This is a genomic window from Modestobacter sp. DSM 44400, from assembly GCF_900107175.1.
GTDB lineage: Bacteria > Actinomycetota > Actinomycetes > Mycobacteriales > Geodermatophilaceae > Modestobacter.
Map to the genome: position 1 here is coordinate 20,015 of NZ_FNOZ01000030.1, position 23,602 is coordinate 43,616.

Annotated in this window: 20 protein-coding genes, 1 tRNA gene, 1 other RNA gene and 1 pseudogene; 14 read left to right on the forward strand and 9 right to left on the reverse strand. The window is 73.5% G+C overall.

What is annotated here, in order from left to right; all coding sequences use genetic code 11:
• Positions 1-8: 8 nt before the first annotated feature.
• Positions 9-1,700 carry a serine/threonine-protein kinase gene (locus BLW04_RS26835; RefSeq protein ID WP_217631087.1) on the reverse strand — a complete coding sequence of 564 codons (1,692 nt, stop codon included), beginning with the start codon at positions 1,698-1,700 and terminating at the stop codon, positions 9-11.
• 40 nt (positions 1,701-1,740) lie between these two features.
• Entirely contained in the window at positions 1,741-2,088 is a 348-nt protein-coding gene (locus BLW04_RS16945; RefSeq protein WP_091543780.1) for a hypothetical protein, read from the reverse strand.
• Positions 2,089-2,310: 222 nt separating this feature from the next.
• On the opposite strand from BLW04_RS16945, the gene BLW04_RS16950 reads away from it, so the two are divergent.
• Positions 2,311-2,395, forward strand: a tRNA-Ser gene (locus tag BLW04_RS16950).
• Between the two features lie 95 nt (positions 2,396-2,490).
• Here the strand turns inward: BLW04_RS16950 and BLW04_RS29725 are convergent.
• Positions 2,491-3,084: pseudogene (locus BLW04_RS29725) on the reverse strand (hypothetical protein); the annotation flags it as partial.
• Between the two features lie 27 nt (positions 3,085-3,111).
• Here BLW04_RS29725 and ffs point away from each other — a divergent pair.
• Together ffs and BLW04_RS16960 are read left to right on the forward strand one after the other, a co-directional pair.
• Positions 3,112-3,207, forward strand: an RNA gene (gene ffs / locus BLW04_RS16955) — signal recognition particle sRNA small type.
• Positions 3,208-3,295: 88 nt separating this feature from the next.
• Complete coding sequence (locus tag BLW04_RS16960) at positions 3,296-5,683, forward strand: DNA polymerase III subunit gamma and tau (RefSeq protein ID WP_091543785.1); 2,388 nt, start codon at positions 3,296-3,298, stop codon at positions 5,681-5,683.
• Between the two features lie 99 nt (positions 5,684-5,782).
• Here the strand turns inward: BLW04_RS16960 and BLW04_RS16965 are convergent, their stop codons facing one another.
• The gene (locus BLW04_RS16965; protein WP_091543882.1) at positions 5,783-6,409 is read right to left on the reverse strand and encodes an HAD-IA family hydrolase; all 627 of its coding nucleotides are present in this window, start codon (positions 6,407-6,409) and stop codon (positions 5,783-5,785) included.
• Positions 6,410-6,486: 77 nt separating this feature from the next.
• On the opposite strand from BLW04_RS16965, the gene BLW04_RS16970 reads away from it, so the two are divergent.
• The 7 genes from BLW04_RS16970 to BLW04_RS17005 all read left to right on the forward strand — a co-directional run bounded on the left by BLW04_RS16970 (position 6,487) and on the right by BLW04_RS17005 (position 13,938).
• Positions 6,487-6,828 (forward strand): YbaB/EbfC family nucleoid-associated protein, encoded by a 342-nt coding sequence (locus BLW04_RS16970; RefSeq protein WP_091543788.1) that lies wholly within the window; start codon positions 6,487-6,489, stop codon positions 6,826-6,828.
• A gap of 64 nt (positions 6,829-6,892) precedes the next feature.
• Positions 6,893-7,492, forward strand: a complete 600-nt coding sequence (gene recR, locus BLW04_RS16975) for a recombination mediator RecR (protein ID WP_091543792.1) — start codon at positions 6,893-6,895, stop codon at positions 7,490-7,492.
• A 487-nt stretch (positions 7,493-7,979) separates the two neighbouring features.
• A complete protein-coding gene (locus BLW04_RS16985) occupies positions 7,980-9,683 on the forward strand; it encodes an ABC transporter substrate-binding protein (RefSeq protein WP_091543800.1) in 1,704 nt (567 codons plus the stop codon).
• A gap of 86 nt (positions 9,684-9,769) precedes the next feature.
• Positions 9,770-10,774, forward strand: coding sequence for an ABC transporter permease (locus tag BLW04_RS16990; RefSeq protein WP_091543803.1), 1,005 nt, complete (start codon positions 9,770-9,772; stop codon positions 10,772-10,774).
• Positions 10,771-11,712 carry an ABC transporter permease gene (locus tag BLW04_RS16995; protein WP_091543808.1) on the forward strand — a complete coding sequence of 314 codons (942 nt, stop codon included), beginning with the start codon at positions 10,771-10,773 and terminating at the stop codon, positions 11,710-11,712. The genes BLW04_RS16990 and BLW04_RS16995 overlap by 4 nt, the downstream gene beginning before the upstream one ends.
• Positions 11,713-11,734: 22 nt before the next feature.
• Positions 11,735-12,808, forward strand: coding sequence for an ABC transporter ATP-binding protein (locus tag BLW04_RS17000; protein ID WP_254781714.1), 1,074 nt, complete (start codon positions 11,735-11,737; stop codon positions 12,806-12,808).
• Entirely contained in the window at positions 12,805-13,938 is a 1,134-nt protein-coding gene (locus tag BLW04_RS17005; RefSeq protein WP_091543812.1) for an ABC transporter ATP-binding protein, read from the forward strand. The genes BLW04_RS17000 and BLW04_RS17005 overlap by 4 nt, the downstream gene beginning before the upstream one ends.
• A 103-nt stretch (positions 13,939-14,041) precedes the next feature.
• On the opposite strand, the gene BLW04_RS17010 is transcribed toward BLW04_RS17005, so the two are convergent.
• Complete coding sequence (locus BLW04_RS17010; protein WP_091543815.1) at positions 14,042-14,401, reverse strand: Rieske (2Fe-2S) protein; 360 nt, start codon at positions 14,399-14,401, stop codon at positions 14,042-14,044.
• Positions 14,402-14,535: 134 nt separating this feature from the next.
• Between BLW04_RS17010 and BLW04_RS17015 the strand changes: the two genes are divergently transcribed.
• Complete coding sequence (locus BLW04_RS17015; RefSeq protein WP_091543818.1) at positions 14,536-15,300, forward strand: VOC family protein; 765 nt, start codon at positions 14,536-14,538, stop codon at positions 15,298-15,300.
• 30 nt (positions 15,301-15,330) lie between these two features.
• Here BLW04_RS17015 and BLW04_RS17020 read toward each other — a convergent pair whose 3' ends face one another.
• From BLW04_RS17020 to BLW04_RS17030, 3 genes are all read right to left on the reverse strand, one after another.
• Complete coding sequence (locus BLW04_RS17020; RefSeq protein ID WP_091543820.1) at positions 15,331-15,777, reverse strand: PPOX class F420-dependent oxidoreductase; 447 nt, start codon at positions 15,775-15,777, stop codon at positions 15,331-15,333.
• Between the two features lie 241 nt (positions 15,778-16,018).
• The gene (locus BLW04_RS17025; RefSeq protein WP_091543824.1) at positions 16,019-17,038 is read right to left on the reverse strand and encodes a pirin family protein; all 1,020 of its coding nucleotides are present in this window, start codon (positions 17,036-17,038) and stop codon (positions 16,019-16,021) included.
• Between the two features lie 70 nt (positions 17,039-17,108).
• On the reverse strand, positions 17,109-17,735 hold the full coding sequence (locus tag BLW04_RS17030) for a maleylpyruvate isomerase family mycothiol-dependent enzyme (RefSeq protein WP_175484103.1): 627 nt from the start codon (positions 17,733-17,735) through the stop codon (positions 17,109-17,111).
• Positions 17,736-17,843: 108 nt separating this feature from the next.
• Here BLW04_RS17030 and BLW04_RS17035 point away from each other — a divergent pair, with 108 nt between their 5' ends.
• Complete coding sequence (locus BLW04_RS17035; protein WP_091543832.1) at positions 17,844-19,649, forward strand: ABC-F family ATP-binding cassette domain-containing protein; 1,806 nt, start codon at positions 17,844-17,846, stop codon at positions 19,647-19,649.
• A 56-nt stretch (positions 19,650-19,705) separates the two neighbouring features.
• Here the strand turns inward: BLW04_RS17035 and BLW04_RS17040 are convergent, their stop codons facing one another.
• Complete coding sequence (locus tag BLW04_RS17040) at positions 19,706-20,098, reverse strand: helix-turn-helix domain-containing protein (RefSeq protein ID WP_091543835.1); 393 nt, start codon at positions 20,096-20,098, stop codon at positions 19,706-19,708.
• Positions 20,099-20,189: 91 nt separating this feature from the next.
• Between BLW04_RS17040 and BLW04_RS17045 the strand changes: the two genes are divergently transcribed.
• Together BLW04_RS17045 and BLW04_RS17050 are read left to right on the forward strand one after the other, a co-directional pair.
• Complete coding sequence (locus BLW04_RS17045) at positions 20,190-23,060, forward strand: Na+/H+ antiporter subunit A (RefSeq protein WP_091543838.1); 2,871 nt, start codon at positions 20,190-20,192, stop codon at positions 23,058-23,060.
• The gene (locus BLW04_RS17050) at positions 23,057-23,593 is read left to right on the forward strand and encodes a Na(+)/H(+) antiporter subunit C (RefSeq protein WP_091543841.1); all 537 of its coding nucleotides are present in this window, start codon (positions 23,057-23,059) and stop codon (positions 23,591-23,593) included. The genes BLW04_RS17045 and BLW04_RS17050 overlap by 4 nt, the downstream gene beginning before the upstream one ends.
• The last annotated feature ends 9 nt before the right edge of the window (positions 23,594-23,602 follow it).

Genomic DNA, 23,602 nt, shown 5'->3' on the forward strand with positions numbered 1-23,602 from the left:
GTGCGGGATCAGTCCGGGATGTCCGAGTCGATCAGGAGTCGGCCGTCCTCGCCGCGGATCACCGTGATCGTGTGTTGTGCCGGGAACGTGTCGCCGTTCTTCTCCACGAAGGTGACGGGGGCCGTGACCACCTGGTCCCCGTCGGTGGCCTGCACCGGGCCCAGCGTGACGTTGCGGAACCGGTTCCAGAACGCGATGTAGTTGCCCCGGCTCTCGGCGTTCCGCAGCGTCGGTCCGGTGAGGTCATAGGCCGACTGGGGATCCCGCTCTGCGAGCGCGTAGTAGCTGGTGACCGCGTCCCGCATCTCGGCGGCGGTCGGCGGCCCGGCCACCGCGCTCTCCGGCGCGGTCGGGGTCGTCGGGGTCGTCGGGGTCGTCGACGGGACGCTCGGCGTCGTGCTCTCCGCCGTACTGCTCTCGGGCGTGGTGTCCGCCGTGGTGTTCTCTTCCGGCGTCGCAGACGACGGGGCCGCAGACGGTGCGGCGGACGACGACCGGGACCGCTGCGCGTCGGCGGACGGGTCGCCGTTGTCGGCGAGCAGCACCACGGCGACCACCGCGACGACGGCGACCAGCAGCAGCGCGGCCACGACGGCGACCCAGCGGCGGCGCCGTCCACCGGGCTGCCCGGCCGACGGCGGGGCAGCCGGGCGGGCCGGCTCCCGACGCGGTGGCCGGGCAGCGGCCGCGGCCGGCGCGACGGGGGACTCGACGAGGGGCTCGGCGGCCGGCTCGGCCGGGGCAGCCGGCTCCGCGACCGGCTGCGCGACCGGCTCAACCTCCGTCTGCTTCGGCGGGCGCGGCATCCCCGGCAGGGTCTTCGGCAGCGCGGTGCGGGCGGTCAGCACCTCGGTGACGTCGCGGTCGGGGCCGGCGGCGAGCTTCGCCAGCTGGTCGCGCACCTGCGGCATCGTCGGCCGGTCGACCGGGTTCGGCGCGAGCATCCGCATGAGCGGCGCCGTCAGCGGCCCGGCGTTCCGCGGCGGCGTGAACTCCCCGCCGGCCACCCGGTGCAGCATCTGCAGCGCGTTGTCGCTGAGCCCGAACGGCGGCGTCCCCTCCAGGCAGGCGTAGAGGGTCCCGCCGAGGGAGAAGACGTCGCTGGCCTCGTTCGGCGACTGCCCCTGAGCCACCTCGGGCGCCAGGAACGCCGGCGTCCCCTTCACCACCCCGGTCTGGGTCAGCGACACGTCGCCGGTCGCCCGGGAGATCCCGAAGTCGGTGATCTTCACCAGCCCGTCGCGGCCGGGACCCTCACCGATGAGGATGTTGCCCGGCTTCACGTCCCGGTGGACGACGCCCGCGGCGTGCGTCGCGGTCAGCGCGGCGGCGACCTGGGCGCCGATCTGGGCGACCTGTGCCACCGGCAGCACCCCCCGGTCCTGCAGCAGCACGGCCAGGCTGCGCGAGGGCAGGTACTCCATGACCAGCCAGGGCTGGCCCTGGTCGAGCACCATGTCGTAGACCGCGACGGCGTGCGGGTGGGACAGCCGGGCGGCGATCCGGCCCTCGCGCATCGCGGCCTCCCGGTTGGCCGCGGCCAGCTCGGCGTCGATGCCGAGCGGCACCAGCACCTGCTTGACCGCGACCTCGCGGCCGAGTAGCTCGTCCCGGGCCAGCCAGACCGCGCCCATCCCCCCGCCCCCCAGCTGGGAGCGCAGCCGGTAGCGGCCGGCGACCAGGGGGCCGGCAGCGGTCACCGGGGCAGGTCCGTGCTCATCGGGTGGATACGGGCGGGGATCAGGCGGTGACAGGGGCCCCGAAGCGACGCGCGTACTCCGTCTGAGCCCCTTCGGGCAGCGCGTCGTAGAGCTCGCCGAGCTGGGCGAGTGAGCTCTCGGGGAGCTCGTCGAACAGCTGGGACCAGCTCGGCGGCTCGTCGTGGCTGCGCGTCAGCAGTAGCTCCCAGGCCCGCGTCTGCCGGTCCCGCTGGTCCCGCCCGGCGACCAGACCCGAGAGGTACTGGTCCTTGGCGGCGTCCTTCTCCGCGCGGGTGGCGTCGGCGGGCAGGTTGCTCGGGTCGGTGTCCTGCAGCGCTGTCACGATCGCCTCGACCACCTCGGGCCGCACCTGCGGGGACTCGCTCATCGTCCTGCCTCCTGCCGTCTGTGGACCTCGTGGGAACCGCTCGGGGTGGGGCCGGCCGGGCCGCCAGGAGCCGTCGGGCGCAGCCCACGTCTCCGCGGTCGGCGATCACTCAACCACCGCACGACCCCGGCGCGCGATTCATGACCGCGTGACCCGGCGCGCCCGTGTCGGGAGCCGTGGCTGACCGCGCGGCAGGCGCCCGGTAGTCTGGTCGCCGCAACTGGAGGATTCGCCTAGTGGCCTATGGCGCTCGCTTGGAAAGCGGGTTGGGTGCAAGCCCTCGGGAGTTCGAATCTCCCATCCTCCGCAGGTACAGCCCCGCCACGGCGGCGAGCGTGAGCACCCCCCGGCCAGCGCGGCCGGGGCCGGCCGCTCGCCCAGGAGAGCCGTGGCGAGCACGGTCGCCGTCAGCGGCTCCGGCAGCGGCAGCGGCAGCGGCACGATCGCGGCCACCGCCGCGGGGACCGTGCGCACCCGGGTGAGGAACAGCCCGTAGGCCAGCGCGCTGGGCACCACCCCCAGGTAGACCAGCACTCCAGGCCCACCGGGGCGCCCGGCAGGTGCACCCCGGTGGCCAGCGCCACCGGGGGTGAGCAGCAGTGCCCCACCGGTGAAGTCGGCCGTCGAGGTCGGGACGCCTCCGGTCGCCAGGCCGGAGCTGACGACGGCGGCGGCGTAGGCGCCGGCGCAGCCCACGGCCATGAGCGCTCCCAGGACGACGGTGTCCCCGGTGTCTGCCACCGGCGGACGTGCCGACCAGCAGCGCGAGCCCGAGCGAGACCAGCATGGCGATGCTGACCCCGGCGGGTGAGCAGCTGCACGGCGATCAGCACGACGGCGCCGATCGCCATCCGTTACCAGGCCACCCCCAGAGGTCCGAGGTCGCTGCGCCGGGCGACGACGTCGCCGCTGATCCCGGAGGTGCCCAGCACAGGGCGGCGCCGACCACCAGCAGGAAGCCCCGGGCGGGTGACGTGGTGGCGCGAGCCGCGGCATGTCGGGAGGAGCGTCCTCTACAGTGGGGGCGACCCCTCGTGCGGCGTCATCCTGTGAACCTCCCCAGGGCCGGAAGGCAGCAAGGATAAGCGGGCTCTGACGGGTGTGCGGGGGGTCCCTTGCTGTCCTGACTCCTGCCGCGGGCACAGTCCGCCCCGGCCGGTGGCCGGATGCGCCGGAGCGTCGGTGGGGCCACGTAACCTCAGCGACCGTGGCACTGGCTCTGTACCGGAAGTACCGCCCGGCGACCTTCGCCGAGGTGGTCGGTCAGGAGCACGTCACATCGCCCCTGGTCAACGCCATCGACAAGGGGCGGATCAACCACGCCTACCTGTTCAGCGGCCCGCGCGGCTGTGGGAAGACGTCGTCGGCGCGCATCCTCGCCCGGTCGTTGAACTGCGTGCAGGGCCCGACGTCCACCCCGTGCGGCGTGTGCCCCTCCTGCGTGGCGCTGGCGCCCGACGGCCCCGGGTCGCTGGACGTGATGGAGATCGACGCGGCCAGCCACGGCGGTGTCGACGACGCCCGCGAGCTGCGGGAGCGCGCGTTCTTCGCGCCGGTCAACAGCCGCTACAAGGTCTACATCGTCGACGAGGCGCACATGGTCACCACGCAGGGCTTCAACGCCCTGCTCAAGGTGGTCGAGGAGCCGCCGGAGTTCCTGGTCTTCGTCTTCGCCACCACCGAGCCGGACAAGGTCCTGCCGACCATCCGCTCGCGCACCCACCACTACCCGTTCCGGCTGGTACCCCCGAGCACGCTGCGCGGCCTGCTGGAGAAGACCTGCGCCGCCGAGGGCGTGACGGTCGAGCCGACCGTCTTCCCGCTGGTGGTGCGTGCCGGCGGCGGTTCGGTGCGTGACTCGCTGTCCATCCTCGACCAGTTACTGGCCGGCGCCGGCCCCGAGGGGGTCACCTACCGCAGCGCGGTCGGCCTGCTGGGCGTTACCGACGACGCGCTGCTCGACGAGACCGTCGACGCGCTGGCCGCCTCGGACGCGCCGGGGGTCTTCCGGGCTGTCGACCGGGTCGTCGAGGCCGGTCACGACCCGCGCCGGTTCGCCACCGACCTGCTCGACCGGCTCCGTGACCTGATCGTGCTCGACGCCGTTCCGGAGGCCGGGGGCAACGGGCTCCTCGACAGCCCGCCCGACCGGATGGACGTGATGAGCCGACAGGCGCAGGCGCTCGGCGCCGCAACCTTGTCCCGGCTGGCCGACACGGTCCACGAGGGCCTGACGGAGATGCGCGGGACGACGGCGCCCCGGCTGCTCCTGGAGCTCGTCTGCGCCCGGATGCTGCTGCCCGGTGTCGACGGCTCGGCCGTGGCTACCCTCCAGCGCCTCGAACGGCTCGAGCGGCGGATGTCGATCGCCGGTGAGCACGCCGGCCGGCCGCTGTCGGAGATCGCGGCGCCCGCGCCCGCGCCGGCGGCCCGTCCGGCCCTCGACCCAACCCCCGCCCCGGCTCCGGCCCCCGCGCGGACGCCGGCTCCCGGCCCAACCCCCGCCCCCATCCCCGCTCCGGCCCCCGCGCGGACGCCCGAGCCCGCAGCCGACCGGCCGGGGGAGTCGGCGGCCGCGGCCGCGGCGCGCAAGGCCTACGTGCGCCCGTCGCAGACACGCTCGGGCGCCGAGCCGACACCGTCCGCACCCGCCGCAGCGCCAGCTGCCGAGGGCGTCGACGGCTGGCCGACCACTGCCCGCCCCGGCGCGATGGCCGCGGCCGCAGCCCCGGCCGCAGCCCCCGCCCCCACCGCCCCGACGGACACCCCGGTGCCTGCGACCGCCGACGACGACTGGCCGGCGACCGTGCCGCCGGGCTCCGCCGCGGCCGGTCCGCCTGCCGCGGCTCCGCCGGCGGCGGCCCCGCCGGCGGCGCAGGAGCCCGTGCCCGCGCAGCAGCCGGCCCGCGGTCCCGCCGTCGCCGCCGGCGAGCCGGAGATCCCGCTGCCGCCCGAACCCGACGACGACGAGGACTGGCCGCGGACCACGCGTTCCTCGGCGTCCTCCCCGGCTGCCGGGCGACCGGCACCGGCACCTCGGGCCGCGGCAGAACACTCCCCGGCGCCCCGCGGCGGGGAGCCGACCCCGCTGGTGTCGGCCGATCCCGAGCCGGCCGCTGCCGACGGTGCGCTCACCACCGCCGACGTGCGCCGGATCTGGCCCGAGCTGCTGTCGGTCGTGAAGCGGCACAAGCGCACGACTGAGGCGCTGCTGAAGAGTGCGCAGGTGCACGACCTGACCAACGGCACGCTCACCCTGGCGGCAACATCCCCGGCGCTGGCCAAGATGCTCGGGGACGACCTGAACAGGGACATCGTCCGGCAGGCGCTGGAGGAGCTGCTCGGCGTCCGGTGGAAGGTGCAGGCCGTCGTCGACACCCCCGGCCGGCCGGCCCCGGGCACGCCGCCGCCCAGTCCGGAGGCGGCCCGCGCGGCGACCCGCGCTGCGGAGACCGCCGAGGCCGACGAACTGCTGGCCGAGCGGGCCGCCGACGTCGCGGACGGCGGTGGCGACGCAGCCCCGGCGCTGGACGCCGAGCAGGCCGCGCTTCAGCTGCTGCGCACCCAGCTCGGCGCCCGCCCGATCGACAGCTGAGGCGCCGCCTCGATCGTCGAGTGACACCGGAACGTGGATCCGAACAGTGTCCGTCCACCCTGTCGTGCCACTCGACGCCGGGCGGCCCGTCCGGGCGGCTCATTGCCGGGCGGCGAGCCACCGGTGGACGAGCTCGGCGGCCGCCGGCAGGTCGGGGACCACGACGTCTGCCGCGGCCAGCTCCTCGGCGCGATGTGTCGCGGCGACGGCGAGGACTCGCATGGTGGCCGCCCGGGCGGCCGCCACTCCAGCGGGGGAGTCCTCCACCACCAGGGCAGCGCGCGGGGCTACCTGGAGGCGGCGCGCCGCGCGCAGGAAGCACTCAGGATCGGGCTTGCCGGCGTCGACGTCCTCGCCACCCACCAGCACGTCGGGCAGCGGCAGCCCGTTGCGCAGGAAACGCTCGCGGGTCGCGGAGCCGGAGCCGCTCGTCACGACCGCCCAACGGCCGACGGGCAGCCCGTCCAGCAGGTCAGCGGCTCCCGCGAACGCCCGGAACTGCGGCTCGGCCCCGACGACGAGCCGGTCCAGGACGAGGCGCTCGACGGTGGGGTCCAGGTGGGCCGCAACGTCCCGAACCGTCTCCTCGGGCCGCCGTCCATGGATCGCCGTCCAGACGGTGTCGGCGTCCAGCGCGTGGGTGGCGGCCCACGCGCCCCACACCGTCCGGTAGGCAGCCCAGGAGTCGATGAGCACGCCATCGACGTCGAAGAGCACCACGGTCATGGGCCCACCCTGCGGCATGTCCGGGAACTTGGCGCCCACGTCCGCACGGGTCCGCGCCGAGCACCTACTCTCGGGGCATGGGACCCGGAGGCCAGCCAGACATGGCGCAGCTGATGAAGGCCGCGCAAGAGATGCAGCAGCAGCTGGCTGCCGCCCAGGCCGAACTCGCCGCGGCCGAGGTGACCGGCTCGGCCGGCGGTGGCCTGGTCACCGCCACGATGACGGGCAGTGGTGAGCTGACCGCGCTGACCATCGCCCCGGACGCCGTCGACCCCGACGACATCGAGACCCTGCAGGACCTCGTGGTCGCCGCCGTCCGGGACGCCCACCGTGCCGTGGGGGAGCTGGCCGCGAACGCGATGGGCCCGCTGGCCGGCGGCCTCGGTGGCGGCGGCGCGCTGGGGCTGCCCGGCTTCTGATCCACCCCCGGCGGCCGGCCGGAGCGTTCCGCGCCCCGGCCGCCGCCCCTCGACGAGGAGCACCGTGTACGAGGGCGCTGTCCAGGACCTGATCGACGAGCTCGGCCGGCTGCCCGGTGTCGGGCCGAAGAGCGCGCAGCGCATCGCCTTCCACCTGCTGGCTTCCGAGTCCGCTGACGTGACCCGACTGGTCGCCGCGCTCCAGCGGGTCCAGGCCGAGGTCCGCTTCTGCACCATCTGCTTCAACGTCGCCGAGGCCGAGCAGTGCCGCATCTGCCGCGATCCGCGCCGCTCGCTGGACGTCATCTGCGTCGTGGAGGAGCCCAAGGACGTCGTGGCGATCGAGCGCACCCGGGAGTTCAAGGGCCGCTACCACGTCCTGGGCGGGGCGATCAGCCCCATCGAGGGTATCGGCCCGGACGACCTGCGGGTCAAGGAGCTGATGACCCGGCTGATGAACGGCCAGGTCACCGAGCTGATCATCGCCACCGACCCGAACCTGGAGGGTGAGGCGACCGCGGCCTACCTCGCCCGGCTGGTCGGCCCGATGGGCCTGGCCGTCTCCCGGCTGGCCAGCGGGCTGCCGGTCGGCGGCGACCTGGAGTACGCCGACGAGGTCACCCTCGGTCGGGCCTTCGAGGGCCGCCGCCGCATCGACGCCTGAGCTGCGGTTCTGCGGCCGCTGTCCGTGACGTGGAATCACACGCCTGAAATCCACGCCAAGCAGGCATTTGGTTGGCGCGAGTGGGTTGATCCGTGACCTGGCGCAGTCCCTCATCGCCTATCCGTACGTCGACGTCTCGAGGACGGCGGCGCGTTTGCAGAGTTTCTTCCAGACCGTCCACAAGGCCGTGGCCCGGCTGGTGGAACTGGGCATCCTCCGCGAGAGAACGGCGCGATCATACGGACGTCTCTTCGAGGCTCCAGCCGTGGTGCGAGTCCTGACCGCTCGGGACGTCCCAGCCTCGCCCTGAAGCTCGAGTGCAAGGCGAGCGGCGCAGGTCTCGATCCGGTGACGATGGAGACCCCGATCACATCACGGTCACGACCCGCCCCTAGTGTCGCTCACCGCGCCCGTGATCCTCTCGTCCACGGGTGGCCCGGCTCCAGATCGTCCGGCCCCGCGTGGCCGAGAAGGCAGGTCTTCCGCGATGCGACGTCGTTCCCCCACCCGCGTGCTGGCCGCCTCGGCGGCCGCCCTCACCGCCCTGACGATGGCCGCCTGCGCCTCCAGTGACCGGAATGCCGCCGACGAGGGGGGCAGCAGCGCCAGCGGTGGCACCCTCGTCTTCGGGGCCGCGGGCGACCCGGCGATGCTCGACCCGGCCTTCGGCAGCGACGGGGAGACCTTCCGCATCTCGCGGCAGATCTTCGACGGCCTGCTCACCACCAAGCCCGGCTCGGCCGACCTGGCCCCATCGCTGGCGAAGAGCTACGACGTCTCCGGCGACGGCCTGGAGTACACGTTCCACCTGGAGGACGGCGTCACCTTCGCCGACGGCACCGACTTCAACGCCGACGCCGTCTGCGCGAACTTCGAGCGCTGGTACAACTTCACCGGCCTGGCCCAGAGCCCGAGCGCGTCCACCTACTGGCAGGACGTCTTCGGCGGCTTCAAGGACACCCCGAACACCCCGAACATCTACAAGAGCTGCGCGGCCAGTGACGACGCGACCGCCGTCGTCACGCTCAACCAGGTGACCAGCAAGTTCCCCGCGGCGCTCACCCTGCCGAGCTTCTCGATGCAGAGCCCCACCGCCATGGAGAAGTACGACGCGGACAACCTGTCCGGCAACGACGACGCACTCACCTACCCGGCGTACGCCCTCGAGCACCCGACCGGCACCGGCCCCTTCACGTTCGACAGCTGGGACCGCGGCAACGGCGAGGTGACCCTGGTCCGCAACGAGGACTACTGGGGCGACAAGGCCAAGCTGGACAAGATCATCTTCCGGACCATCTCCGACGGGAACACCCGCCGCCAGGAGCTGGAGGCGGGCTCCATCGACGGGTACGACCTGGTCGCCCCCGCCGACTACGACTCGCTGGACCAGGCGGGTTTCCAGGTGCTGCCGCGTGACCCGTTCAACATCCTCTACCTGGGCATCAACGCCGGTGGCGTCGCCGGCACCTCCGCGAACCCCGCCCTGCAGGACGTACGGGTCCGGCAGGCACTCGCCTACGCCATCGACCGCGACACGATCGTCAACTCGCTGCTGCCCGCCGGCGCGGAGAAGGCGATCGAGTTCATGCCGCCGTCCGTCGACGGCTGGACCGACGACGTCACCACCTACGACTACGACCCGGCCAAGGCGCGTCAGCTGCTGACCGAGGCCGGTGCGCTCAACATGAAGCTGCGGTTCTACTACCCGACCGACGTCAGCCGCCCGTACCTGCCGGACCCGGCCGCGATGTTCCAGGTCATCAGCAAGAATCTCACCGACGCCGGTTTCACCATCGAGGCCGTGTCGCTGCCGTGGAGCCCGGACTACCTCAACGCCGTCCAGGCCGGGCAGGCCGACATCCACCTCCTCGGGTGGACGGGTGACTACAACGACGCCTACAACTTCATCGGCACCTTCTTCGCGGCCAAGGCCGACGGTGCGGCGAAGGCCGAGTTCGGTGCCTTCCGCGACCAGGGCATATTCGACGCCCTGGCCAAGGCGGACGGCGCGCCCGACGCAGAGACCCGTACGGTCGACTACCAGGAGGCCAACCGGCTGATCATGGACTACCTGCCGGGGGTCCCGATCTCGCACTCGCCGCCGGCGCTGGTCGTCGCCGGTGACGTCGACGGGCTGGTCCCCAGCCCGCTGACCGCCGAGGACTTCGCGCCTGTCACGATCGGCAACTGACACCTTCCGCCGGGGCGGCCCGTCCAGGGCCGCCCCGGCGGGGTGTCCATCTCCGACCGGTCGACCGGAAAGGCTGACCCGAGCACGTGCTCCGTTTCATCGTCCGGCGGCTCCTGCAGCTGATCCCCATCCTGCTGGGCCTGTCGGTCCTCCTCTTCGCCTGGCTGCGCGCCCTGCCTGGGGGGCCCGCCCAGGCGGCACTCGGTGAACGCGCGACGCCCGAGGACATCGCCCGGTACAACGACGCCTTCGGGCTCGACCAGCCGATCATCGTCCAGTACCTGAAGTTCCTCGGCCGAGCGCTGCGGCTTGACTTCGGCACCAGCTCCCGGACCGGCCGCGCGGTGACCACCGAGTTCCTCGAGCGGTTCCCGGGCACGGTCGAGCTCACCGTCTTCGCGATGATCGTCGCCATCGGGATCGGCATCCCGGTCGGCTACCTGGCCGCCCGGCGGCACGGCAGCTGGATCGACTCGACCTCGGTCATCGGGTCGCTGCTCGGTGTGGCCATCCCGGTGTTCTTCCTGGCGTACATGCTCCGGCTGGTCTTCGCCGTCGACCTGGGATGGTTGCCCGGTTCAGGCCGGCAGGACGTGCGGATGGACGCCACGCACGTGACCAACTTCTATGTCCTGGACGGCCTGCTGACCCGCGAGTGGGACGCCGCGTGGGACGCCCTGGTGCACCTGGTGCTGCCCGGCATCGCGCTGGGCACCATCCCGCTGGCCATCATCGTGCGGATCACCCGGGCCTCCGTCCTCGACGTGGTCAACGAGGACTACGTCCGGACGGCGAACGCCAAGGGTCTGGCGAACGCGACCGTCCGGCGCCGGCACATCATCCGCAACGCTCTGCTCCCGGTCTCCACGACCATCGGGTTGCAGACCGGCCTGCTGCTGTCCGGCGCCGTCCTCACCGAGACGGTGTTCGCCTTCGGCGGGGTCGGCTCGGCCCTGCGGGAGGCGATCAGCAACCGGGACTACTCGATTCTGCAGGGCTTCATCCTCATCCTGGCGGTGATGTACGTGCTGGTGAACCTGCTGGTCGACATCTCCTACGGGCTGCTCGACCCCCGGGTGAGGGTCCGGTGACGGCGGCGCTGGGCCACCGCCGGGAAAAGATCGACGCCCTCGCCGCCCGGGCCGGCCAGGTCCCCGCCGACGGCGGCGGCGTCTCGCTGACCAAGAGCGCGTTCCGCCGGCTGCGCCGCGACCCGGTGGCGATCATCGGCGCGGTCATCGTGGTCGTGTTCCTGCTGGTCGCCGCGTTCGCTCCGCTGCTGGCGCCGCGCGACCCGCTGGAGCAGGCGCTGCTGTCGCAGGTGCGCCAAGGCTCCATCCCCGGCGCGCAGGACGGTTTCCCGCTCGGGGTCGACCAGTTGGGCCGTGACGTGCTGTCCCGGCTGATCTACGGCTCGCGGCAGTCGCTGATGATCGGCGTCATCTCCACCGTGCTCGGGGCCGTGGTCGGCATGGCGCTGGGCGTGCTCGCCGGGGCATTCGGGGGCTGGGCCGACACCCTGGTCATGCGGTTCGTCGACATCCTGCTGTCGATCCCCGGCCTGCTGATGGCGATCAGCATCTCGGTACTGCTCGGGCAGAACCAGTACGCCCTGATGATCGCCATCGCGGTCACCCAGGTGCCGGTGTTCGCCCGCCTGCTGCGGGGCTCGATGCTCGCCCAGCGCGACAGCGACTACGCCCTCGCCACCAAGGCACTGGGTGTGAAACGCAGCCGGATCGTCTTCACGCACGTGCTGCCCAACTCGCTGTCCCCGGTGATCGTGCAGGGCACGCTGTCGCTGGCCACCGCGATCATCGAGGCCGCGGCGCTGAGCTTCCTGGGCCTGGGTGACCCGGACATCAGCCGGCCCGAATGGGGCGCGATGCTGGCCAGCGCCCAGGCCGTGCTGTCCTTCCGGCCGCAGCTGGCCATCTACCCGGCGCTGTGCATCATCGTCGTGGCGCTGGGCTTCACCCTGCTGGGCGAGTCGTTGCGCGAGGCCCTGGACCCCAAGTTCCGCCGATGAGGCCGGCCGAGAGGAGTGATCAGTGAGCACCGCGTTCAGCGCCGGCATCCGCACCGCGCTGGCCGGGCAGGCCCCGGTGCTGGAGGTCGAGGAGCTCTCGGTGCGCTTCACCCGCCGCGGTGAGGCCGGCACCCAGGCCGTCGACGGCGTCAGCTTCTCGGTGGCGCCGGGGGAGACGATCGGCCTGGTGGGCGAGTCCGGCTGTGGGAAGTCGGTGACCTCGCTGGCGGTCATGGGTCTGCTGCCCGGCCGCGGCGTGCAGGTCGGCGGCTCGGTACGGCTCGACGGCCAGGAGCTGGTCGGTGCCGGCGACCGGACGCTGCGCAAGCTGCGCGGCGCCGACATGGCCATGGTCTTCCAGGACCCCCTCTCCTCGCTCAACCCGACCGTGACCATCGGCGTCCAAGTCACCGAGGTGCTGCGCCAGCACCGGGGCATGAACGGCAAGGAGGCCACCGAGGAGGCGGCCGACCTGCTGGACCGGGTGGGCATCCCGGACCCCCGCCGCCGCCTCGGGGAGTACCCGCACCAGCTCTCCGGCGGCATGCGGCAGCGGGCGCTGATCGCCATGTCGCTGGCCTGCTCGCCGCGGCTGCTGATCGCCGACGAACCGACGACGGCCCTCGACGTCACCATCCAGGCGCAGATCCTGGAGCTGCTGCGCGAGCTCGTGCAGGGCTCCGGGACGGCGCTGGTGATGATCACCCACGACCTGGGCGTTGTCGCCGGGCTGTGCGACCGGGTGCACGTCATGTACGCCGGCAAGATCATCGAGACCGCTGAGCGGCGCGACCTGTTCGCCCGGCCCCGGCATCCCTACACCGGGGGCCTGCTCGCGTCGGTCCCGCGGTTGGACACCCCCCGCGGCACCGCGCTCACACCGATCCGCGGATCGGCCCGGGACGCCATCCCGTGGGCGCAGGGCTGCGCCTTCGCCCCGCGCTGCGACTCCGGCCAGGACGACTGCCTCACCGAGGTGGCCGGCACCACCGTGCCACTGGAGGACGACGGCCCCGGGCGCGAGCTGCGCTGCCGCCACCCGCTGGCGACGGCTCCCGTCGCCGGCTCGCCGACCACCTCCGGAGCCGACCGATGACCACCGCTGGCCAGCCGCTGCTGCAGGTCGAGGGCCTCAAGGTGCACTTCCCGATCAAGCGCGGGCTGTTCATCGACCGCACCGTCGGCCACGTCCGGGCGGTGGACGGCGTCGACCTGTCCATCGACGCGGGCACGACCTACGGGCTGGTGGGGGAGTCCGGGTGCGGCAAGTCGACGCTCGGCCGCGCGATTCTGCGCCTGACCGAGCCGACCGCCGGCAAGGTCCTCTTCGACGGCACCGACGTGGCCGCACTGAAGCCCGCCGCGATGCGGCACATGCGCCGCCGCATGCAGATGGTCTTCCAGGACCCGCTCGGGTCGCTGGACCCGCGGCAGGACGTCGAGTCCCTGCTCGCCGAGCCGCTGCACGCCCACGGCCTGGGCGGTGACAAGGCGGCCATTGCCCGGCGGCTCCGCGAGCTGCTCGACGCCGTTGGGCTGCCCGCGGCCTCGCTGCGCCGCTATCCGCACGAGTTCTCCGGCGGTCAGCGGCAGCGGATCGGCATCGCCCGGGCGATCACCGTCGAGCCCGACCTGCTCATCGCCGACGAGCCGGTGTCCGCCCTCGACGTCTCGGTGCAGGCCCAGGTGCTCAACCTGCTCGAGGAGCTGCAGCAGCGACTCGGCCTCACCTACCTGGTCATCGCGCACGACCTGGCGGTGGTACGCCACATCAGCGACGTCGTCGGGGTCATGTACCTGGGGTCACTGGTGGAGCAGGCGCCGGCCGACGCGCTCTACGAGCAGCCGCTGCACCCCTACACCCGCTCGCTGATGAGCGCCGTCCCGGTGCCGGACCCGGTGGTCGAGGACTCCCGGGAGCGGATCCTGCTCGCCGGTGACCTGCCCTCCCCGGCGAACCCGCCGTCGGGCTGCCGGTTCCACACCCGGTGCCCCTGGCGGCAGGAGACCCGTTGCGACGACGAGGCGCCGGCTCTGCGGGAGCTCGCGCCCGGCCACCTGGTCAGCTGCCACTGGGCCGAGCAGATCGAGGCGGGTGTGCTGCAGCCGAAGTCCGCCGAGGAGGTCGCCGCCACGCAGGGGGTGTCGGTTGCGGCCACCGGCTCCGCACGCGAGGACGACGCGGGTCTCATCGGCGGCGTCGACCAGCCGATCGAGTTCCACTGAAGAAGGACCCCGTCCTGTAGAAGGACCCCGTCCTGGGTCCCCTCGCAGGCTCGGGGACGCCCTGGACGGGGCCGACGCTCGGGGAGGCCAAGGAAGGAGCCGATCAGTCGAGGACGACGACTTCCTCTCCCCGGCGCAGGGCCCGACGTACCCGCAGCGGCACGACCCGGCCGAGGACCCGGACCAGCTGGGCGTAGACCGGTGCGGGGCCGTGGTAGCCGAGGAGGCCGCGCGGCCCGCTGACCATGTCGCCGGTGTCGACGTCGTAGCGGCTCTGGTGCCAGGGGCACACCAGGCACCCGTCGGCGTCGATGCTGCCCGCGGAGAGGTCGGCGAGTTGGTGCCGGCAGCGCCGGGAGACGGCGAACAGGCGGCCGTCGGCGTTGCCGACCGCCCAGTCCCCGGCGCGGCGCACGGCGCCGGGCGGGAGGTCGGCGGCGGGCACGCGGACGGGATCGGGCACGGGGCGGCTCCTCGGTGGGTGCGGTCGGTGCGGGACCCCATACCCACCGCGGCGACCGGCAGACGCCCTGGTGGGAGGCGCTGGAACTGTCGGTGGCCGGTGGGATGGTTCCCTCCCGAAACAGAGGAGAGACCATGCCCACACGAGACACCGCCTGGCCCAACGGCACACCGTGCTGGGTCGACCTGGGCGCGCCCGACGTGCCGGCCGCGCAGGCCTTCTACACCGCCGTCCTGGGCTGGACCTACACCGGCGGCCAGCCGGAGTTCGGCGGCTACCTGACCTGCCAGGTCGGCGGCCGCGACGCCGCCAGACTGGGCCCACAACAGGACACCGCCGACCCGCCCCGCTGGACGACGTACTTCGCTGCCGACGACGCCGACGCGGTGGCCGCGCGTATCACCGAGGCGGGCGGCACCGTGGTCTTCCCGCCGATGGACGTGGGCCCGATGGGGCGCATGGCGATCGCGCTCGACCCGCAGGGGAACCCCTTCGGGCTGTGGCAGGGCGGTCTGAACACCGGCGTGCACGTCTACGGCGAGCCCGGTGCGCTGGTCTGGAACGAGGCCGCGGTCGCCGACCCGGCCGCTGCGCGGGAGTTCTACGGCGCGGTCTTCGGCTTCACCTTCGAGGAGGTGCCCGGCACCGGGGGCTACACGACCTTCGCCACCGGCGAGCGACCGATGGGCGGGCTCGGCGGCCTGACCGGCGGCGCCCCGGCGGGCTGGGCGACCTGCTTCTCGGTCGCCTCCACCGACGCCGCCCTCGAGACCGTGGTGGCCGGCGGGGGCGCGGTGACCATGCCGGCGATGGACACCGAGTTCGGCCGGTTCGCCGTGGTCACCGACCCGTGGGGCGCGGCATTCTCGGTGATGCAGGAGCCTGCGGCGCACAGCTGACCTGGAGGCGACGAGCCCGGCCCCGGCAGATCAGCCGCTGAGCTGCCCATACACGTGGTCCGGGCGCAGCCGCACGACCAGCCGGCGCTCGGCGACCATCGCCGTCCGGTACTCCCGCCAGTCCGGATGCTCGCCGGAGACCGCGCGGTAGTACTCGACCAGTTCGTCGGCGGTGGCGTCGTCGGGGTCGGCGGTCGGCGGCGTGAGCTCCGCGGTGCCCTCCACCACGACGTAGCTCCAGAAGTCCGGGGAGGTGACGTGCAGGCTGGCCCGCGGGTCGGTGGCCAGGTTGCGGGTCTTGGCCCGGTCGGCGGTCACCGAGATCCGCACCAGCGGGGCGGCGGCGTCGAACGCATAGCCGACGTTGGACAGCTGGGGTCGGCCGTCCCGCTTGAGCGTGGCGAGCACCCCCCAGCGCTGTCCGGCGACGAAGTCGAGCAGTCGCGGGTCAAGGGGAGCCGGGGACGGAGTGGTCATGGTCCTCGCAACGCCGTCCGGCCCGGCGATCGTCCCGTCCGGGCGCCGATGTGGACGGGCGAACTCCCCCCAGCCGGGCTTCCGCCGCCGAGACGGGGGTCAGCGCTCGCGGCCGCGGGGCTTGAGCGGCGGGGGTGGCAGCGGGGGGACGTCGAGCCGCTCGCCCTCGCCGAACCCGGCGACCTCGCCGAACCGCTCGTGCTCGGCCCACGAGCTGGCGAAGTCGGCGATCTCGTCAGCCCTACTCCACCGGGACGGCGACGGTGCCGTCTGCCTGGCCGGTCTCGCCCCGCACCCCGGCGTGGGCGACGTGCTGGGCCGGGATCGTGCCCAGCCGGCCGGCGCTGTGGTCGGTGAACGCGTCCAGAACCTCCTGCCGGGTGTTCATCACGAACGGCCCGTACATGGCGATCGGCTCACGGATCGGCCGCCCCCCGAGCACGACGACGTCCAGCGACGGCGTCCGGGAGTCCTGGTGGGTGGCGCCGCGGACGGTCACGGTGTCACCGGGACCGAGGACGGCGAGTTGGCCGGTGGTCACCGGGGCGCCGTCGATGCCCACGGAGCCGTTGCCGGACAGCACGTAGACCAGTGCATTGAAGCCCGGGTCCCAGGGGAGGTCGAGGGTGGCGCCGGGGGCGATCGTCGCGTGCACCATGGCCATCGGGGTGTACGTCGTCCCGGGGCCGCGGTGGCCGCCGACGTCCCCGGCGATGACCCGCAGGAACGCGCCGCCGTCCGGGCTGGCGAGCAGCAACGACCGGTCGGCGCGCAGGTCCTGGTAGCGGGGCTCGACCCACTTCTGCGCCTTGGGCAGGTTCACCCACAGCTGCAGGCCGTGGAACAGCCCACCGCTGATGACGAGGGACTCCGGTGGCGCCTCGATGTGCAGCACGCCGCCGCCGGCGGTCATCCATTGTGTGTCGCCGTTGCTGATCGTCCCGCCGCCGCCGTGGCTGTCGGCGTGCTCGAAGGTGCCGTCGATGATGTAGGTGACGGTCTCGAAGCCGCGGTGCGGGTGCCAGGAGGTGCCCTTGGGCTCACCGGGGGCGTACTCGACCTCACCCATCTGGTCCATGTGCAGGAACGGGTCCAGGTCGCGCAGGTCCACCCCGGCAAAGGCGCGGCGCACCGGGAAGCCGTCGCCCTCGAAGCCGGCCGGTGCGGTGGTCACCGACCGGACCCGCCGGCGGACGGTGCGGGGGGCCGACAACGGGACCCGCGGCAGGGTGGTGGTGTCCTCGACGGTCACGGCGGGCATGGTGTCTCATTTCGGTTGAGTGCTCAACTACTGACCACTGTAAGCCGGCGCACCCCCGATGTCTTCCACGTCAGTTCCAGCGGTCGAGTCCAGGCCCGCTGAGGTCCGGCAGCGCGGTGCCGCGGCCGAGCAGGCCCAGCAGCAGCGCGTCGCCGGCTCCGCGGACCTCCGGGTCGCCGGGCTCCCCGTGCGTCCAGTCCAGGTCCGTTGCCACCAGACGCAGACCGGCGGCCCGCTGGCGGCTGCCGAACGGGCCACCGAGCACGACGGCGGTGTCCAGCGCGCACCGCAGCCGATCCGGGGGCGTGGGTCGCGGCCGGTCCAGTGGTCGGCGGACGTCCTGGTGGTGGCTGACCGCCTCGACCAGCATCTGCCCCGGTGTCCCACCCGGGGGCGTACGCCGGCTCGTCACCGCGGAGTGCCACCCGGCCAGCAGTGTGGTCAGCGGTGCCGACCCCCGACGCACCCCCGAACGTTGCAGGAAGCGGTCGACGTCGAAGCCGGCCCGGACCATCCCCACCACCGCCGTGCTGAGCGGGGTGTCGGTGGCCATCGTCAGGTGGCCGACCACATCGCGGACCCGCCAGCCGGTGCACAGCGACGCCGCATCCCACTCCGGCGCGGGCAGCTCCTGGAGCAACTCCAGCAGGTCGCGCCGCTCGTCCACCACGTGCGCCCACAGCTGGTCGTCGTCCACACGGCTGACCGTGCTGGCTGCGGCGCCGGAGGGCAAGCCCTGCATGCGGCGGGTCGCTCACCCGGCTGGCGTGACCGACGCTGCGGCGGCCTGGGATGCTGGAGACCTATGAGCGCACCCTTGAACCTGGTCAACATCGAACGGGTGCACAAGGCGCACGGCACCACCGTGATCCTGGACGACGTCTCCCTCGGCGTGGCCGCCGGTGAACGCATCGGCGTCGTCGGCCGCAACGGCGGCGGGAAGTCGACCCTGCTCGGCGTGCTGACCGGCGCCCAGGAGCCCGACTCCGGCCGGGTCACCCGCCGCGGCGACCTGGCGATGGGCGTCCTCGACCAGTCCGGCACCCTCCCCGAGGGGACGACGGTGCGCGACGTCGTCCTGCCGGTCTCCCGGTTCGCCGCCGAGCACGAGTGGGCCGGCGACGCCGCCGTCCGGTCGGTGCTCAGCGGGCTGGAGCTGGACCGCCTCGGGCTGGACTCCCCGGTGGCGCCGATGTCCGGTGGCGAGCGCCGCCGCGTGGCGCTGGCCGCGCAGCTGATCCGCCCGCTGGACCTGCTGGTACTCGACGAGCCGACCAACCACCTGGATGTCGAAGGGGTGGCCTGGCTCGCGGAGTACGTGCGGCAGCGGGCGGGCGGCCTCGTCGTCGTCACCCACGACCGGTGGTTCCTCGACGAGGTCTGCACCACCACGTGGGAGGTCGCCGACGGCAGCGTGCACTCCTACGACGGTGGCTACTCCGCCTACACGCTGGCCCGCGCCGAGCGGGCGCGCATCGCCTCGGTCACCGAGGACCGCCGGCTCAACCTGGTCCGCAAGGAGCTCGCCTGGCTGCGCCGCGGCCCGCCGGCCCGCACGAGCAAGCCGAAGTTCCGGATCGAGGCCGCGCAGGCGCTGATCGCCGACGAGCCGCCGGCCCGGGACACCATGGCGCTGGCCGGCTTCGCCGCCCGGCGGCTGGGCAAGACCGTCTACGACGTCGAGGACGTCGACTACGCCGTACAGACCGAGGACGGCCCGCGGATCCTGTTCAAGGACCTGACCTGGCACGTCGGGCCGGGCGACCGGATCGGCATCGTCGGGGTGAACGGCGCAGGGAAGACCTCGCTGCTCAAGCTGCTGGTCGGGGAGAACCGGCCGGACGACGGAACGGTCGTCGTCGGCCAGACGGTCGCGCCTGCCTACCTGTCCCAGCACGTCACCGAGCTGCCGCCGCGCGCCCGGGTGCTGGAGGCCGTGCAGGACGTGGCCCGGATCGCCCGGATCGGCAACCAGGAGATCTCCGCCTCCACGCTGGCCGAGCGCTTCGGGTTCGCCGCCAACCGGCAGTGGACGCCGGTCGGGGACCTGTCGGGTGGCGAACGGCGGCGGCTGCAGCTGCTCCGGCTGCTGATGGCCGAGCCGAACGTACTGCTGCTCGACGAGCCCACCAACGACCTGGACATCGACACGCTGACCGCGCTGGAGGACCTGCTCGACAGCTTTCCCGGCACGGTGCTGGTCGTCAGCCACGACCGGTACTTCGTCGACCGGGTCTGCGACTCGGTGGTGGCGCTGCTCGGCGACGGCTCCCTCGCCGCATTGCCCGGCGGGGTCGAGGAGTACCTGGACCGTCGGGCCGCCGGTGGTGCCCCGCTCACCACGGCCACCGGTGGGTCCTCCGGCGGCGTCGCTCCAGCGCCGGTGGCCTCGGCGGCCGATGCCCGGGCCGCCCGCAAGGAGGCCTCCCGGCTGGAGCGCCGGATGCTCAAGCTGGACGCGGACGAGAAGAAGCTGCACGAGCAGCTGGCGGCGGCCGCGACCGATTACGCCCGGACCGCCGAGCTCGACGCCCAGCTCAAGGCGGTGCAGGCGGAGAAGGAGCAGGTCGAGACCGACTGGCTGGCCGCCGCAGAGGTCGCGGAGGGCTGAGCGGGGGCTCGAGCCCCCGCGGTGGCCAAAGTGGCCACTTTGTCCGCGGGGCCCCGTCAGGCCGGGCGGTCGTCGTGGTGCCGGCTGGCCTGGAAGGCGAGCACGTCGCGCAGCAGCAGCCGGCGGTGCCGGGCCGGCTGGTCGAAGGGCAGCACTCCCGCGTCCAGCAGCCGGACCAGGGTCGGGCGGCTGACCCCCAGGAGGTCCGCCGCCTCCTGGGTGGTCACCGTCTGCTCGTGCCGGCTGAGGGTGACCGCGCCGCCGTCGGCCAGGCCGGCGGCGGCCACGGTGAGCACCTCCACCAGCGCCTCCGGCAGCACGACCGGCTCACCCACCGGGCCACTGAGCTGCCACGGGCCGCCGGCGGGCCGCAGCGCTGCGACCTCGGCCAGCGTGGCGGCGTCCCCGGGTGTGGACTGGACCGTGTGCTCGGTGTGGGAACGGTGCACCGCGGCAGCATAGATCGAACAATTCGAATATGCCGGGTAGTCTGAACGGCACACCTCCCCGAGCCGCCGAACCGACGACCCCCGGAGCTCCGTGACCTTCCTGCTCGTCCTCCACCTGCTGGCCGCCCTCGGTGCGCCGCTGCTCGTGCGCTGGTGGGGGCGGCAGGCGTTCCTCGGGCTGGCACTGGTGCCGGCGGCCGCCTGCGGGTGGGTGCTCGCCCAGCTGGGCGCCGTGACCGGCGGCGACGACGTGCGCGAGACGACGTCCTGGGTGCCCGTGCTGGGCCTGGACGTGGCCCTCCGGCTCGACGCGCTCGCGCTCACCCTGGCCGCGCTGGTGACCGGCGTCGGCGCGCTGGTGCTCGTCTACTGCGCCCGGTACTTCGCGCCGGACGAGGAGGGCACCGGCCGGTTCGCCGCCTGCCTCACCGCCTTTGCCGGCTCCATGCTGCTGCTGGTCCTGGCCGACGACGTGTTCCTGCTCTACGTGGCCTGGGAGCTGACCACCGTCTTCTCCTTCCTGCTCATCGGCGGGGCCGGCAACCGGCTCGCCGGACGGCGGGCGGCCGGCCAGGCGCTGGTGCTCACCACCGCCGGCGGCCTGGCGATGCTGGTCGGGCTCGTCCTCATCTCCGACGCCAGCGGCACCCACCTGCTCTCCGAGCTGGTGGCCGACCCCGGCGACGGCACCGCCATGGTGGTCGGCACGCTGCTGGTCCTGGTCGGGGCGATCACCAAGTCGGCGATGGTGCCCTTCCACTTCTGGCTGCCCGCGGCCATGGAGGCGCCGACCCCGGTCAGCGCCTACCTGCACGCCGCGGCCATGGTGAAGGCCGGCATCTATCTGGTGGCCCGGTTGGCCCCGGGGCTGTCCGACGTCCCGGGCTGGCGGCCGGTGGTGCTCGGGCTGGGGCTGACCACCATGCTCGTCGGCGGCTATCGCGCGCTGCGGCAGTGCGACCTCAAGCTGCTGCTGGCCTTCGGCACGGTCAGCCAGCTGGGCTTCCTCATGGTGCTGGTCGGTTCCGGCAGCCGCGAGCTGGCCTCGGCCGGGCTGGTCATGACGGTGGCGCACGCGCTGTTCAAGTCCACCCTCTTCCTCACCGTCGGCGTGATCGACCACGCCACCGGCGTCCGTGACCTGCGGCAGCTCTCCGGCCTGGGCCGGCGGTTGCCGGCGGTAGCGGTCATCGGCACGCTCGCCGCCGCCTCGATGGCCGGCCTGCCGCCGCTGCTGGGCTTCATCGGCAAGGAGGCGGCGCTCACCGCCCTGTGGAACGGCGGGCTGCCCGACCGGACGGCGGCGCTGCTGGTGCTCGCCGGGCTGGTCGCCGGGTCTGCGCTGACCGTCGCCTACAGCGCCCGCTTCGTGTGGGGCGCGTTCGCGCGCAAACCCGGCCTGCCCGCCGCGAGTCCGGAGGTCGCGCACGCCCCCGACTCGCTGTTCCTCGCCGCCCCCGCAGTTCTCGCCGTGCTCGGCCTGGTCGCCGGGCCGGCCGGTCCGCTGCTGGACCACCTCGTCGCCGGGTACGCCGACACACTGCCGTTGATCGCCCCGGAGGCAGAGCACCTCGCGCTCTGGCACGGCGTGCAGCCGGCGCTCGGTCTGTCGGCGCTGTCGCTGCTGGGGGGCGCCGCGCTCTTCGCCGTCCGCGGCCGGGTGTTCGCGCTGCAGCAGCGCCTGTCGTCGCGCGTCTCCGCCGACGAGAGCTACTGGAACGTGCTGCAGGGTCTCGACCGGCTGGCCGTGCTGACCACCGGCACCACCCAGCGCGGCTCGCTGCCGGCCTACCTCGGGACGATTTTGGTCGTGGTGCTCGCGCTGCCGGGCTCGGTGCTGGTGTTCCGGGCACCGTGGCCGGGGGAGTGGCGGGCCTGGGACTCCCCGGTCCAGGCGCTGGTCGGCGTGGTCGTGCTGATCGCCGCCGGGCTCGCCATCCGGATCCGCCAGCGGCTGTCCGCCGTCCTCGTCGTCGGCGTGACCGGCTACGGCCTGGGGGTGCTGTTCGCCCTGCAGGGCGCCCCCGACCTGGCGCTGACCCAGTTCCTCGTCGAGACGCTCACCCTGGTCACCTTCGTGCTGGTGCTGCGCAAGCTGCCTAAGGACATCACCGAGCGGCACCGCCCCCGCGAGCGGGTGGTCCGCGGCCTGCTCGCCGGGTCCATGGGGCTGCTGATGGCCGGCGTGGGTGCGGTCGCGCTGGCCTCCCGGACGGCGACGCCGGTGTCGGTGGACTACCCGGCCGAGGCCTACGAGTTCGGCGGCGGCAAGAACATCGTCAACGTGACCCTGGTCGACATCCGGGCCTGGGACACCCTCGGGGAGATCTCGCTGCTCGTGGTGGCCGCCACGGGCGTGGCCAGCCTGGTCTTCCTGCGCCGGCGCACCGGCGCTGTGCAGCGCGCCGGTGCGGACCACCCCGGCGCCGGCGCGGAGCCGGCCGCCCGGGCGCCGCGCCGCCGCTGGCTGACCGCGAGCGCCACGCTCGCGCCGCACCGCCGGTCGGTGGTGCTCGAGGTGGTCACCCGGGTGCTGTTCCACACCATCGTGGTCTTCTCCCTGTACCTCCTCTTCTCCGGGCACAACGGGCCCGGCGGCGGGTTCGCCGGTGGCCTGGTCGCCGGCCTCGCGTTGGTGCTGCGCTACCTGGCCGGCGGCCGCTATGAGCTGGCCGAGGCCGCCCCGGTCGACCCCGGGGTGCTGCTGGGCGTCGGGTTGCTGTTCGCCGGCGGCACCGGCGCGGTCGGGCTGGCGGTGGGCGCCGAGGTGCTGCAGACGGCGATCCTGCCGGTCCTGGGCGACGTGAAGCTGGTGACGTCGCTGTTCTTCGACGTCGGGGTCTACCTGATCGTGGTCGGCCTGGTGCTCGACGTGTTGCGCAGCCTCGGCGCCGAGCTCGACCGCGCCGACGACGAGGGCGACCCCATCGACCTGAATCCCGGAGAGGTGGTCCTGCGATGACCCCGACAGTCGTCCTGCCCGTGGTCATCGGCGGGCTCTATGCCGCCGGCATCTACCTGCTGCTCGACCGCAGCCTCACCCGTGTGCTGCTCGGGTTCCTGCTGCTGGGCAATGCCACCAACCTGCTGCTGCTGTCCACCGGCGGGGTCGCCGGGCTGGCCCCGATCCTCGGCCTCGGCGAGCCCGGGGAGCTGAGCGACCCGTTGCCGCAGGCGCTGATCCTGACCGCCATCGTGATCACCTTCGGCGTCTCGGCGTTCCTGCTGGCGGTCATCTACCGCTCCTGGCGGCTGGTGCGTCAGGAGGTGGTCGGCGTCGACGAGGAGGACCGCCGGGTGGCGGCCGGACGCCGCACGGACGCCGACGACCTGGACCCCGACGACCTCGCGCCCGAGGACCGGCCGGCCGGGCACGGCGACCACCTGGGCCGCGACCTCAGCGACGCCCAGGTGGAGCGGTTGCTGGACCAGCGGTTCGCCGGCATCGCCTCCGACGACGTCGAGCTCCCGTCGACCCAGGGCGGCCCCCGGTGACCGGGTCGG

Bases quoted from the DNA above. Each gene is read 5' to 3' on its own strand.
- BLW04_RS17005 (WP_091543812.1), top strand. From the start codon at position 12,805: ATGACCACCGCTGGCCAGCCGCTGCTGCAGGTCGAGGGCCTCAAGGTG.
- BLW04_RS16965 (WP_091543882.1), bottom strand. From the start codon at position 6,409: ATGACCGTGGTGCTCTTCGACGTCGATGGCGTGCTCATCGACTCCTGG.
- BLW04_RS16970 (WP_091543788.1), top strand. From the start codon at position 6,487: ATGGGACCCGGAGGCCAGCCAGACATGGCGCAGCTGATGAAGGCCGCG.
- BLW04_RS16945 (WP_091543780.1), bottom strand. From the start codon at position 2,088: ATGAGCGAGTCCCCGCAGGTGCGGCCCGAGGTGGTCGAGGCGATCGTG.
- BLW04_RS17020 (WP_091543820.1), bottom strand. From the start codon at position 15,777: ATGACCACTCCGTCCCCGGCTCCCCTTGACCCGCGACTGCTCGACTTC.
- BLW04_RS17025 (WP_091543824.1), bottom strand. From the start codon at position 17,038: ATGCCCGCCGTGACCGTCGAGGACACCACCACCCTGCCGCGGGTCCCG.
- BLW04_RS17035 (WP_091543832.1), top strand. From the start codon at position 17,844: ATGAGCGCACCCTTGAACCTGGTCAACATCGAACGGGTGCACAAGGCG.
- BLW04_RS17050 (WP_091543841.1), top strand. From the start codon at position 23,057: ATGACCCCGACAGTCGTCCTGCCCGTGGTCATCGGCGGGCTCTATGCC.
- BLW04_RS17015 (WP_091543818.1), top strand. From the start codon at position 14,536: ATGCCCACACGAGACACCGCCTGGCCCAACGGCACACCGTGCTGGGTC.
- BLW04_RS16985 (WP_091543800.1), top strand. From the start codon at position 7,980: ATGCGACGTCGTTCCCCCACCCGCGTGCTGGCCGCCTCGGCGGCCGCC.